The organism is Streptomyces sp. NPDC001406 (assembly GCF_042895285.1).
Lineage (GTDB): Bacteria > Actinomycetota > Actinomycetes > Streptomycetales > Streptomycetaceae > Streptomyces.
On record NZ_JBIAWG010000016.1, the window covers coordinates 169503 to 182677 of the forward strand.

The 13175-nt window shown below is 70.4% G+C and carries 9 protein-coding genes; 2 read left to right on the forward strand and 7 right to left on the reverse strand.

Going from position 1 to position 13175, the window contains the following annotated elements; translation table 11 throughout:
- The 5 genes from ffh to ACFY1J_RS34475 all read right to left on the reverse strand — a co-directional run bounded on the left by ffh (position 1) and on the right by ACFY1J_RS34475 (position 7663).
- Positions 1-1551, reverse strand: a complete 1551-nt coding sequence (gene ffh / locus ACFY1J_RS34455) for a signal recognition particle protein (protein ID WP_390712564.1) — start codon at positions 1549-1551, stop codon at positions 1-3.
- 120 nt (positions 1552-1671) lie between these two features.
- On the reverse strand, positions 1672-4122 hold the full coding sequence (locus ACFY1J_RS34460; protein ID WP_390712563.1) for a [protein-PII] uridylyltransferase: 2451 nt from the start codon (positions 4120-4122) through the stop codon (positions 1672-1674).
- A 40-nt stretch (positions 4123-4162) separates the two neighbouring features.
- Entirely contained in the window at positions 4163-4501 is a 339-nt protein-coding gene (locus ACFY1J_RS34465; protein ID WP_003997576.1) for a P-II family nitrogen regulator, read from the reverse strand.
- Positions 4498-5838: an ammonium transporter gene (locus tag ACFY1J_RS34470; protein WP_390712562.1), complete on the reverse strand. Its 1341-nt coding sequence runs from the start codon at positions 5836-5838 to the stop codon at positions 4498-4500. Before ACFY1J_RS34470 ends, ACFY1J_RS34465 begins: the two co-directional genes overlap by 4 nt.
- Before the next feature lie 343 nt (positions 5839-6181).
- Positions 6182-7663, reverse strand: a complete 1482-nt coding sequence (locus ACFY1J_RS34475; protein WP_390712561.1) for a hypothetical protein — start codon at positions 7661-7663, stop codon at positions 6182-6184.
- Positions 7664-8120: 457 nt separating this feature from the next.
- Between ACFY1J_RS34475 and ACFY1J_RS34480 the strand changes: the two genes are divergently transcribed.
- A complete protein-coding gene (locus ACFY1J_RS34480) occupies positions 8121-8777 on the forward strand; it encodes a bifunctional DNA primase/polymerase (RefSeq protein WP_390712560.1) in 657 nt (218 codons plus the stop codon).
- Positions 8778-9100: 323 nt separating this feature from the next.
- On the opposite strand, the gene ftsY is transcribed toward ACFY1J_RS34480, so the two are convergent.
- Positions 9101-10312 (reverse strand): signal recognition particle-docking protein FtsY, encoded by a 1212-nt coding sequence (gene ftsY, locus ACFY1J_RS34485; protein ID WP_390712559.1) that lies wholly within the window; start codon positions 10310-10312, stop codon positions 9101-9103.
- A gap of 180 nt (positions 10313-10492) precedes the next feature.
- On the opposite strand from ftsY, the gene ACFY1J_RS34490 reads away from it, so the two are divergent.
- Positions 10493-11464 (forward strand): LLM class flavin-dependent oxidoreductase, encoded by a 972-nt coding sequence (locus ACFY1J_RS34490; protein WP_390732580.1) that lies wholly within the window; start codon positions 10493-10495, stop codon positions 11462-11464.
- 156 nt (positions 11465-11620) lie between these two features.
- Here ACFY1J_RS34490 and ACFY1J_RS34495 read toward each other — a convergent pair whose 3' ends face one another.
- The gene (locus ACFY1J_RS34495) at positions 11621-13039 is read right to left on the reverse strand and encodes a sugar porter family MFS transporter (RefSeq protein ID WP_390732581.1); all 1419 of its coding nucleotides are present in this window, start codon (positions 13037-13039) and stop codon (positions 11621-11623) included.
- Between the last annotated feature and the right edge of the window lie 136 nt (positions 13040-13175).

Below are 13175 nucleotides of genomic sequence, written 5' to 3' on the forward strand. Positions count from 1 at the left end.
TCAGCCCATGAACTTCTTGAACTCGTCCGGCAGCTCGAAGTCCTTGCCGCCCTGCTGCGGCAGGCCGAAGGCGCCACCGCCCTGAGCGGCCGCCTCGCGACGCTGGGCCTCCTCCAGCTCCTGCTGCTTGCGCTTCATCGGGTTGCCGGAGCGCTGCTTGCCCTTGGCCTTCTTCGGCTGCTTCTTGGTGCGGCCGGGTCCGCCGCCCATGCCCGGGATCCCCGGCATGCCGGGCATACCGCCGCCCTGGGCCATGCGGGACATCATCTTGCGGGCCTCGAAGAACCGCTCGACCAGGTTCTTCACGGCGCTGACCTCGACGCCGGAGCCCTTGGCGATACGGGCGCGACGGGAGCCGTTGATGATCGTCGGCTCCTGGCGCTCGCCCGGGGTCATCGACTTGATGATCGCGGCCGTGCGGTCGACGTCCCGCTCGTCCAGGTTGTTGATCTGGTCCTTGATCTGGCCCATGCCCGGGAGCATGCCGAGCAGCTTGCTGATGCTGCCCATCTTCCTGACCTGTTCCATCTGGGCCAGGAAGTCGTCCAGGGTGAAGTCCTGGCCCTTCTTGGACGCCAGCTTGGAGGCCATCTTCTCGGCCTCTTCCTGGCTGAACGTCTTCTCCGCCTGCTCGATCAGGGTGAGCAGGTCACCCATGTCGAGGATGCGGGAGGCCATCCGGTCAGGGTGGAACGCGTCGAAGTCGTCGAGCTTCTCGCCGTTCGACGCGAACATGATCGGCTTGCCGGTGATCTGGCGGATCGACAGGGCGGCACCACCGCGGGCGTCACCGTCGAGCTTGGAGAGCACCACGCCGTCGAAGCCGACGCCGTCGCGGAAGGCCTCCGCGGTGTTGACGGCGTCCTGACCGATCATCGCGTCGACGACGAAGAGGATCTCGTCCGGGGAGACGGCGTCCCGGATGTCCGCGGCCTGCTGCATCATCTCCTGGTCGATGCCCAGGCGGCCGGCGGTGTCCACGATCACGATGTCGTGGACCTTGGTCTTCGCGTGCTCGATGGAGTCCTTGGCGACCTTGACCGGGTCGCCGACGCCGTTGCCCGGCTCGGGCGCGAAGACCGCGACGCCGGCGCGCTCGGCGACGACGCTCAGCTGGTTGACGGCGTTGGGGCGCTGGAGGTCGGCGGCGACGAGCAGTGGCGAGTGGCCCTGCCCCTTGAGCCAGTGGCCCAGCTTGCCCGCGAGGGTGGTCTTACCGGCACCCTGCAGACCCGCCAGCATGATCACGGTGGGAGGCTGCTTGGCGAAGCGCAGGCGCCGGGTCTCGCCGCCCAGGATGGTGACGAGCTCGTCGTTGACGATCTTGAGCACCTGCTGGGCGGGGTTCAGCGCCCGGGAGACCTCGGCGCCGAGGGCCCTTTCCTTGACGTTCTTGATGAACGTCCGGACGACAGGCAGGGCCACATCCGCTTCGAGGAGCGCAATGCGGATCTCGCGGGCCGTGGCGTCGATGTCCGCCTCGCTGAGGCGCCCCTTGCCGCGGAGATTTTTGAAAGTCGCGCTGAGGCGGTCGGAGAGGGTATCGAACACGGTGGCGTCGGTCCTCGGGGTCGGGGTCGTTTTGGGCTGCCCTCCAGGGTATCTGGCCGCGCAAGCAAATCGTCCCCGCCCGCTGGGTTCGGCGGGCGGGGACGGAAAGTCGCCGCGGGATCACGCCCGCAGCGTCTCCTCCAGCTTCCGGGCCACCGAGGCGGCCTCGTCCCCGGGCAGTGGTGAGCTGTCCGTGCCGGTGACGTAGAAGGCGTCCACGGCGTTGCTGCCCAGCGTGCTCACATGGGCGCTGCGCACCCGTACGCTCGCGTCCTCCAGGGCCTGGCCGATACGGAACAGCAGTCCCGGCGCGTCCTGCGCACGGACCTCGATCACGGTGGCGTGCCGGGAGGCCGCCGAGGCCACCGCAACGCGGGCGGGCGGTGCCACCCAGCCGCGGCGCCGCGGGTAGGCCGCGTCGCGTTCGGCGAGGCGGGACGCGATGTCCAGGGAGCCGTCCAGGGCGCGGACCAGGTCGGCGCGGAGCCGGGCCGCCTGCGGCAGGGAGCCGTACTCCGCCGCGACCCGCCAGTTCAGCAGCAGGACGGAGCCTTCGTCGACGTCGTTCGGGAGGCGCAGGGCACGCAGTTCCGCGGTGCGGACGGTCAGCCGGTGCACGGCGAGCACACCGGCCACCGCGGGCAGCACGCCCGGCTGGTCCGGTACGGCGATGACCAGCTCCACGCCGAGGGGCTCGGGCTCCCCGGTCGGTTCGTCCTCGGGCCGGGGTTCGGTCTGGGCGCGCAGGGCCAGCACCGGGCCGCCGGTGCGGAACGCCTCGATGGCGAGCCGTTCCTGTTCCGCGGTGGGCGCGGCGGGCTCGGGCTCCTCGGGGGCGTCCCCGGCGAGCACGGCCGAGACCCGTTTCACCAGGTCGGCAACGAGGGAGCCGCGCCAGGACGACCAGGCGGCCGGGCCGGTCGCCAGCGCGTCCGCCTCGGTCAGCGCGTGCAGCAGTTCCAGCGTGCTCTGCGAGCCGACCGCGTCGGCGACCGAGCGGACGGTGGCGGGGTCCTCAAGGTCGCGCCGGGTGGCCGTCTCGATCAGCAGCAGATGGTGCCGTACGAGGGTGGAGAGCACCGCCACGTCCGCGCGGTCGAAGCCGATGCGCGCCGCCACGTCCTTGGCGATGATCTCGCCGGCCACCGAGTGGTCGCCGGGCCAGCCCTTGCCGATGTCGTGCAGCAGCGCGGAGACCAGGAGGAGGTCGGGGCGGCTGACGTGGCGGGTCAGCTCGGAGGCGCGGACCGCCGTTTCGATGAGATGGCGGTCGACCGTCCAGATGTGGACGGCGTTGCGCTGCGGGCGGCAGCGGACCCGCTCCCAGTCCGGGAGCAGTTGTGTGATCAGCCTTTCCGCCTCCAGCGCCTCCCAGACGTCGACCGTCGGGCGGCCCGAGCCGAGCAGGGTCACGAGCTGCTCGCGCGCCTCGGCGGGCCAGGGCGTGGGCAGCGGGCGCGCGGTGGCGGCCAGGTGCCGTACGGCGTGCAGGGAGAGCGGGAGGCCGGCCTGTGCGGCGGCGGCCGCGGCGCGCAGGGGAAGCACCGGGTCGCGTTCGGGGCGCGCGGCGCGGGCGAGGACCACCTCGCCGTCCTGCTCCACCACGCCCTCGGCCAGCGGAGACCTTTCGGCGACGGGCTTGCCGCCGCCCAGCATGGCGCGTAGCCGCGGGCGCACGGCGCGTGATCGCAGGACGCGGCCCACTTCACGCCAGGTGACATCACTGGCGTACGAGATGACGCGCGCGGCCTCGTAGACCTGGCGCAGCAGGGTGTCGGCATCGAGCAGGCCCAGTTCGGCCGCGACCTGGTCCTGTTCCTGCAGGGCCAGCCGGTCGGTGGCCCGCCCGGTGGTCAGGTGCAGTGCGTCGCGCACGTCGAGCAGGCGCCGCCGGGCCTCGGCGAGGCCCTCGCGGGGGGCGTCGGCCAGCCAGGACGCGGCGACCGCGCGCAGGGCGGTGACGTCCCGGAGGCCGCCGCGGGCCTCCTTGAGGTCGGGTTCCAGGAGGTACTGGAGCTCGCCCTGGCGCTCGGCGCGCTCGTCGCACAGCTCCTGGAGTTCGGGGAGGCGCTTGGGAACCTGGTTGCGCCAGTCGGCGAGGACGGCCGTGCGCAGTCCGGCGGTGAGGCCGAGGTCGCCCGCGATGTGCCGGGCGTCGAGGAGACCGAGCTGGACCTTGAGGTCCTCACCGGCCGTTCTGCGGGCCTCGGCTGGGGTGCGGACCGAGTGGTCGAGCGCGAGGCCCAGGTCCCAGACGGGGTACCAGACACGGTCGGCGAGGGCGGCGACCGCCTTGCTGTCGCCGCCGTCGTGCAGCAGCAGGAGGTCGAGATCGCTGCGCGGGGACAGCTCGCCGCGTCCGTAGCCGCCGACGGCCACCAGCGAGACGCCCTTCAGTCCCTCGGCGGCCGCGGTGAACAGTCCCGTCAACCACTCGTCCGTCAGTTCGGCGAGGGCCGCACGGCGCGGCGGCCCGGACGGCGCCCCCTCGGTGAGGAGGCGCAGCCGGGCCGCCGCATAGCCGCTGGGTCCCGAGTCCTCTGCGTCTTTCCGAACATTGGTACTCGTCACCCGGCGACTCCTGTCCGTCTTCTGTGGTGAGCGTGTCCGCTCAGAGCGCGTCGGGACCGCGCTCGCCGGTCCGGACCCGTACGGCGGTCTCGACCGGGAGGGACCAGACCTTGCCGTCCCCGATCTTGCCGGTACGTGCGGCCTTGACGATGACGTCGATCAACTGCTCGGCGTCGTCGTCCTCGGCCAGCACCTCGATGCGGATCTTGGGGACCAGGTCGACCGTGTACTCGGCACCGCGGTAGACCTCGGTGTGGCCCCTCTGACGACCGTAACCGCTGGCCTCGGTGACCGTCAGGCCGTGGACGCCGAAGGCCTGAAGGGCCTCCTTGATCTCGTCGAGCCGGTGCGGCTTCACGACGGCGGTGATGAGCTTCATGCGTCCACCTTCTTGCTCTGCGTACCGGCCAGGGCGGCAGCGGAGGCGCTGCCGACGACACCGCCGCCAGTGCCGCTGAAGTCGTATGCGGTCTCGGCGTGCTCCGCCTGGTCGATACCGGAGACCTCCTCGTCCTCGGTGACCCGCATACCGATGGTCTTGTCGAGGAGGAAGGCGAGGATCGCGGAGGCGACCAGGGAGTAGGCGAGGACCGCGAAGACACCGGCGCACTGCTTCCACAGCTGGTCGAAGGAGTGGTCGCCGTAGAAGACACCCGTCGCGGTGGACTGGCCCTTGCCGGTGGCGAAGAAGCCGATGAGCAGGGAACCGATGATTCCGCCGACCATGTGGACGCCGACGACGTCGAGGGAGTCGTCGTAGCCGAACTTGAACTTCAGGCTGACGGCCGCGGCGCAGGCGACACCGGCGATGGCTCCGACGGCGATCGCGCCGAGCGGGGAGACCGCGCCACCGGACGGGGTGATCGCGACCAGACCGGCGACCGCACCGGAGGCGGCGCCCAGCGTGGTGAACGCGCCGTGCCGGATCTTCTCGTAGGCGAGCCAGGCCAGCATGGCGGCGGCGGTGGCGACCTGCGTGTTGACGAACATCAGCGCACCGACGCCGTCGTCGTTGCCGAGCCACGAGCCGGCGTTGAAGCCGAACCAGCCGAACCACAGCAGACCGGCGCCGAGCATGACCAGCGGGAGGCTGTGCGGGCGCATCGGGTCCTTCTTGAAGCCGATGCGCTTGCCGATGACCAGGATCACGCCGAGGGCCCCGGCACCCGCGTTGATGTGGACCGCCGTACCACCGGCGAAGTCGATCACGCCGAGCTTGAAGGCCCAGCCGTCGGCACCCCAGACCCAGTGGGCGACCGGGACGTAGACGATCGTGACCCACAGGGCGACGAAGAGCGCCCACGCCGAGAACTTGACGCGGTCCGCGAGGGCACCGCTTATCAGGGCCGGTGTGATGATGGCGAACATCATCTGGAAGACCATGAAGACGAAGATCGGGATGGTGTAGCCGTCCCAGAGCTCCGTCAGCCCGATGTTGCTGAGGCCGAACCAGTCGGAGTTCCAGCCGATGAGGCTGTTGTTCGTGCCGAAGGCGAGGGAGAAGCCGTAGAGCACCCAGAGAATGGTGACGATCCCGATGCTGATGAAGCTCATCATCAGCATGTTGAGGGTGCTCTTGACCCGGACCATGCCCCCGTAGAAGAAGGCCAGGCCCGGGGTCATGATCAGAACCAGGGCGGAACAGATGAGCATGAAGCCTGTGTTCGCGGCGGACAACTTGGGTGCCTCCGCGGCAAGCGTGATGGCTGGTGCCATCGGCGTCTCCTCGTCGGTTGGTACGGCCCCGTGCGGGCGAAGCCTGAGAGCGGTCCGGTCATGTGAGGGGTGGGCCGGTTATGCGCCATGAGATTGGCGCAGCGCGGTTTCGGTGGAAGCCCCTCGTTGTTTCGCCGGGGTGACGAAGACGCCCTGCGTGTTACGCGTCGATGAATTGCCAGATGTCCGGCCGCGGGATCGTTATCGTGGCGCAACCTTCTCTGAAGGAAAAGAAGCCGGCCGCGGCGGGCCTTCCGAGGACCTGGCGTGGGGGAGCCGAGTCGGACAGTTCGGGAGGGCCGGCCGCGGCCGGGGCTATGGGTTTCCTTCGGATTTCCGGGCCTCAGACCGCCTCGGCGGTCTCGGGGAGGTCCACGGCGAGCTGCTCGGTGAGGTCGATGACCTCCGCCAGGTGCCCGAACTCGCGCACGGCCGTGTCGACGGTCTTTCGGATACGAGTGTTCACCCGCTCGGAGCGGACCTTCTTGGCGATGCCCATGGCCGTGGAGGCATAGGCGGTGCTCTGCTCGGGCTCGCGGCGCAGCAGATGCACGGTGGCCATGCCGATCAGGTTCAGTGCGTACGACCGCTGGTGCTCGGAGTCGTTCGCGAACCGCTCCACGGCCCGCTGCATCAGGGGCTCGGCCAGGGAGGCGTAGGTGGGGCTGCGGCCGGCGACATACGCCAGGTCGCGGAACGAGTGGGAGTTCTCGCCGTACAGCTCGGCCTCGGAGAAGAAGCGGATCCAGTCGGGGTCCGGATCGTCCCACTCGTCGACCTCGGCGAAGGTGTCCTCGGCCATCCGGACGGCCCGCTTGCACTTGCCGGGCTGGCCCATGTTGGCGTAGGCGCGGGCCTCCATCGCATACAGCATGGACTGGGTCCGCGGGCTGGCGCAGTCCCGGCTGCCGTACTGCGCGAGGTGGATCAGCTCCAGGGCGTCGTCGGGCCGGCCGAGGTGGATCATCTGGCGGCTCATGCTGGACAGGACGTACGAACCGAGCGGCTTGTCCCCCGCCTCCTTGGCGGCGTGCAGAGCCAGCACGAAGTACTTCTGCGCGGTGGGCTGGAGTCCGATGTCGTAACTCATCCAGCCGGCCAGCTCGGCGAGCTCGGCGGCGACCTTGAAGAGTTTTCTGCTGGTGGCCTCGGGCTGGGGCTCCTGGAGGAGGTCGGTGACCTCGTGCAGCTGGCCGACGACCGCCTTGCGGCGCAGGCCGCCGCCGCACTGGGCGTCCCACTGGCGGAACATCACCGTGGTGGACTCCAGCAGGTCCAGCTCGGGCTTGGACAGCCGGCCCGGGCGGCGGGAGTCGTGGTACGGCTCGGGCTCGGGCTCGGCGAGCGGTCCGGACGGCGTGGGGACGAGCCAGCGCTGCATGGGCTCGATGAGGGACGGGCCCGCGGACAGGGCCAGCGAGGTCCCGAGGAAGCCGCGCCGCGCCAGCATGAGGTCGCTGCGCGAGAACTCGCTGAGCAGGGCCACCGTCTGCGGGCCCGTCCAGGGCAGGTCGACCCCGGTCGCGGAGGGTGACTGGCGGGCCGGCCGCAGGCCGAGGTCCTCGACGGAGACGACACAGCCGAAGCGCTCGGAGAACAGCTCGGAGAGGATTCTCGGGATCGGCTCGCGCGGGTTCTCCCCGTCCAGCCAGCGGCGCACCCGGGAGGTGTCCGTGGAGATGTGATTGGCACCCAACTGGCGTGCCCGCCGGTTCACTTGCCGGGCGAGCTCGCCCTTGGACCAGCCACTGCGCACGAACCACGAGCCGAGCAGCTCATTGGGGCGCTTGTCAGCGTTCGTCCCGCCACCGCCGTTGCCGCCCACTGGAACGCCCCCATCCCTGAGACCACTTGTCGCCGAGTGCGCCAAGCCCTATCAGAATGCCGTCAAACAGGGCCGCCCGTCCGGTGGTTCTCATCCTTCGAACGGGATGCCGACTTGCCTCCGGCATACCCACGAGGGCATGTGCCCCCAGGCCTCGTGCACTCAAAGTAATCCTACGATCACGGGTCCAGCCATGGCGATCCCGGAAACGCCACCATTCGCCACCCCTTCGAATGAACTCACGGTCGCCCAGGCGCGATTCACTTGACACAGGACGGCCACGAGTGGATGCAGGAGTGCACTCGGGGGCGCACATCGCCGGGTGCACCACCGAAGTCACCTCGGCGCGCCGCTTGCGTTCAGCAAGTGTGGGCACCTCTGGTGACAAGGAGTCACTTTCCGCTTCCGTCCCGTTCCGTGGCGTAACCACCGGCGCGCTGGACCCGTTGGAGGGGGTATGGGCTTCACGATCGGCGGTATTCGCGAGATCCGCACCGGCGCGCGTCGGCGCGGCCGTTCGTCGGAGTGCACCGATGTCGCCGAGTTCACCGGGCTGTGGGGCTGGGACGTGGTGCCGGGGGCGCGGGCCGCCGCGGGCGTCTGTTCGTGCGGCCGGGCGGACTGCGGTGCGCCGGGCGCGCATCCGCTGGAGTTCGCGCCCCAGATCTCCGCCGGGGCCACGCTCGACGAAGTGACCAAGGCCTGGGGCGAGTTCCCGGGTGCTTCGGTGATGCTGCCGGTCGGGCGGGCGTTCGATGTCATCGAGGTCGCCGAACCCGCCGGGCGCCGCGCCCTGGTCCGCCTCGAACGCATGGGCCTCCCCCTCGGCCCGGTGACCGCGACACCGGACGGCCGCGCCCAGTTCCTCGTCGCCCCGGGCGCCACCGCCGAACTGCCCGCGCTGCTCTACCGCATGGGCTGGGACGACCCGTCCTCCCTCGACCTGCACGGCCTCGGCCCCGGCACGTACCTCACGGCGCCGCCCTCCGACCGGGGCGGACTCGGCCCGGTGCGCTGGCTGCGGCCACCGGCACTGGACTCGGTGTCGAAGCCACCCGCCGCCCGACTGCTGCTGGGGACGCTGGCCTACGTGGCGCACCGGTCACGGGCCTAGGTCCTGTCGTCAAATCCCCGTCGTTCGCCCGGAGGGCGGGCCTTGCGGCGTCATGGGGGTCCCCCTGCTCGACGAAGCCGAGAGCTTGGGGGAGCGTGCTCTCGGCGTGCCGGGCCTCGGCCCTCGTACTGGACGTACTTGGGTCGGGGCCCGGTGCGGCGAGAGGGCGTGCATGGCGTCGCCGGGCAGGCGGGGATTTGACGACAGGGCCTAGCACCTGCCCTACGGTTCCCCCGGTCGTACACGCGGACGGCGAAGCGCCCGTCCCAACTGGACCTTGGGACGGGCGCTTCTCGACGGCGTAGTGAATACGGTGGGTGACTTCACTCCCCGATAAGGGCGTCAACGAACGCCTCCGGCTCGAACGGCGCCAGGTCGTCGGCCCCCTCGCCGAGACCGACCAGCTTGACCGGCACGCCCAGCTCGCGCTGGACCGCGACCACGATGCCGCCCTTGGCGGTGCCGTCCAGCTTGGTCAGCACGATGCCGGTGATGTCGACGACCTCGGCGAAGACACGGGCCTGGACGAGGCCGTTCTGACCGGTGGTGGCGTCGAGGACGAGCAGCACCTCGTCGAGCGGGGCGTGCTTCTCGACGACGCGCTTGACCTTGCCCAGCTCGTCCATGAGGCCGGTCTTGGTGTGCAGTCGGCCGGCGGTGTCGATGAGCACCACGTCGACGCCCATCTCCTTGCCCTCCTTCACCGCGTCGAAGGCGACGGAGGCGGGGTCACCGGCCTCCGGCCCGCGCACGGTGTAGGCGCCGACCCGCTCGCCCCAGGTCTGCAGCTGGTCGGCGGCGGCGGCACGGAAGGTGTCGGCGGCGCCCAGCACGACGGTGCGCCCGTCGGCCACCAGGACCCGGGCGAGCTTGCCGGTGGTGGTGGTCTTGCCGGTGCCGTTGACGCCGACGACCATCACGATGCCGGGCTTGCGGTCCTCGGGCTCGGTTTTCACGGTGCGGTCGACATCGGTGCCGACCAGCTTGAGGAGCTCGTCGCGCAGCAGGCCGCGCAGTTCCTCGGGGGTGCGGGTGCCGAGCACCTTGACGCGCTCACGCAGACCCTCGACCAGCTCCTGGGTGGGCTGGACGCCCACGTCGGCGGTGAGCAGCGTGTCCTCGATCTCCTCCCACGTCTCGTCGTCCAGGTGCTCGCGGGAGAGCAGGGTGAGCAGGCCCTTGCCGAGGGCGTTCTGCGAGCGGGAGAGCCGGGCGCGCAGCCGCACCAGGCGTCCCGCGGTGGGCTCCGGGATCTCGATCGCGGGAGCCTCGACGGCTTCGGCGGCAGGGGGTTCCTCGACGGCGACGGAGGCCGAGCCGTCCGGGAGGTCCACCTCCTCTATCGTCCGGCGCGGTTCTTCGCGCGGCGTCTCGGCCTCGTCGCCGACGTGCGGCTCGGCCGGAGGTGCGGTGATGTCGGGCGTGACGGAGGGCGGCGGGGGCAGCTGCTTCTTGCGCCGGCTGCCGACGACGAGCCCGCCGAGCACCGCGAGCACCACCACGGCGATGACTACAGCAAGGATGACGGTTTCCATAACGCGTCCAGTATCCATCCCTCCCCCAGCACGGCCCTTGATCCGCCGGGAGGGTTTTTTCGTAGATTCCTCCAAGGCGGCCCGGGGCGCTCGATACGCACGCCACCGCCATGGCGATCTGACGAACCGTCAGCTAGCCTCCCTCCTCGCCGACACCCCACCCGGCGAAGGGGACGTCCCATGCCCGTCACGGTCGTACGTTTCAATCTCGTCGAACCCGGCGCGACCCCCGCCTCCCTCGCCGCCCGCTACCGGGCCGCCCTGGAGATGGCCGCGTACGCCGACGAGCACGGCATCACCACCGTGCAGACGGAGGAGCACCACGGAGCCGCGAACAACTGGCTCCCGTCGCCGTTCGCCTTCGCGGGCGCGGTGTTCGGGGCGACCCGGCGGATCGCGGTCACCGTCTCGGCGATCATCGGCCCGCTGCACGACCCGCTGCGGCTGGCGGAGGAGATCGCAGTGCTCGATCTGCTGAGCGGCGGACGGCTGGTCACTGTCGCCGGGATCGGTTACCGGCCCGAGGAGTACGCCCTGTTCGACGTGGACTGGAAGCGGCGCGGCAGGCTCCAGGACGAGCTGCTGGAGACCCTGCTGAAGGCCTGGACCGGCGAGGAGTTCGAGTACCGGGGCCGTACGGTACGGGTCACCCCGCGCCCGTACACCGATCCGCACCCCCTGCTGCTGGTCGGCGGCTCCTCGAAGGCCGCCGCCCGCCGGGCCGCCCGGCTCGGCCTGCCGTTCTTCCCCAGCGCGCATCTGCCGGAGCTGGAGGCGTACTACAAGGAGCGGCTCGTCGAGTACGGCACCGAGGGCTGGACCATGATGCCCGCCGCCGAGACCCCGCTCCTGCACATCGCCGAGGATCCGGACCGGACGTGGGCCGAGTACGGCCGGCACTTCCTGCACGAGGCCAGGACGTACGCCTCCTGGCAGTCCGGGGACATCCGCTCGGCGGTGCGGTCGGCGGCCACGACGGTGGACGAACTGCGCGCCGAGGGCGTCTACCGGATCCTCGCTCCGGAGCAGTGCGCGGCCCAGGGCCTGGACAGTCTCGTCCTGCATCCGCTGGCGGGCGGCATGCCGGTGGAGGAGGGGTGGCGGAGCCTGCGACTGTTCGCGCAACGGGTGGTTCCGGCGTTGGGCGGCTGACCCACGGGAGTTCGTGCGCTCGTCTCGACGAGGTGGTGAGTCCCCGGACATGACACCGCCGCCCCGGTCCGGGCAGTGGCCGGGCCGGGGCGGCGGAGGGGTACGAGGAGAGGGGCAGCGGGGACTTGGCCCTTCTCCTCGAGTCCGCGGGGCGGGTCAGCCCATCTCCTCCAGCGACTTGCCCTTCGTCTCCTTGACGAACTTCAGGACGAAGGGGATGGAGAGCGCCGCGAAGGCCGTGTAGATCACGTAGGTGACGGAGAGGTTCCAGTCGGCCAGGGACGGGAAGCTCGCGGTGATGGCCCAGTTGGCGATCCACTGCGCGGCGGCGGCCACGCCCAGGGCGGCGGCGCGGATCTTGTTCGGGAACATCTCGCCGAGCATGACCCAGACGACCACGCCCCAGGACAGGGCGAAGAAGAGGACGAAGACATGGGCGGCGATCAGGGCGATCCAGCCCTGGGTGGCCGGCAGCCTGCCGTCGACCAGGTCGTAGGAGAACGCCCAGGCCTCCAGCGCGAGACCGACGGCCATGCCGACGGAGCCGACGAGGGCGAGCGGCTTGCGGCCGACGCGGTCCACGAAGATCATCGCGATCACGGTGCCGACGATGTTGATGATCGACGTCGTGAAGGAGTAGAAGAACGAGTCCGTCGGGTCGACGCCGACCGACTGCCACAGCGTCGAGGAGTAGTAGAACGCGACGTTGATGCCGACGAACTGCTGGAAGACCGACAGGCCGATGCCGACCCAGACGACCGGCTTGAAGAAGAAGCCGCCGCCGAGCAGGTCCTTGAAGGTGGACCTGTGCTCGCTGTTCATGGCCTGCTCGATCTCGGCGACCCGGGCGTCCAGGTCACGGCCCTGGCCCTCGACCTCGGCGAGGATCTCGCGGGCGCGCTCGCGCTTGCCGACGGAGATCAGGAAGCGGGGGGACTCGGGGATCGCGAAGGAGAGCAGGCCGTAGAGAGCGGCCGGGACGACCATCACGCCGAGCATGACCTGCCAGGCCTCCAGGCCCATCAGCCGGCCGCGCTGGTTGCCGTCGGCGGCGTTGAGCAGGCCCCAGTTGACCAGCTGCGAGATGGCGATGCCGATGACGATCGCGGCCTGCTGGAAGGAGCCGAGGCGGCCGCGGTAGGCAGGCGGGGCGACCTCGGCTATGTAGGCGGGGCCGATGACCGAGGCCATGCCGATGGCGAAGCCGCCGACGACGCGCCAGAGGGCGAAGTCCCACAGCGAGAAGGGCAGCGCCGAGCCGACGGCGCTGACGGTGAACAGCAGGGCGGCGATCTGCATGACGCGGATGCGGCCGATCCGGTCGGCCATGCGGCCTGCCGTCGCGGCGCCGATGGCACAGCCGATCAGGGCGATGGCGATGACCTGGGCCAGCGCCGCGGAACCGATGTCGTAGCGGTCCCGGATGGCCTCGACCGCGCCGTTGATCACGGAGCTGTCGTAACCGAAGAGGAAACCGCCCATCGCGGCCGCCGCCGCGATGAAGATGACGTGCCCGAGATGTTCGGGTTGAGCCGTCCCGGCTCCTGACGTGGGTGCCTGCGCTGTGCTGGTCACGAAAAACTCCTGGGGCACCCGGCAACGCTGCCGGGGTGGGGGTGAGCCCTTCAACCTGAAGGTAAAAGCAACGTTGCAGAGACTATGCCTTCAAGTATCGAAGTCAATAGGCCTAGTGATGTGACCTCAGGAGGCA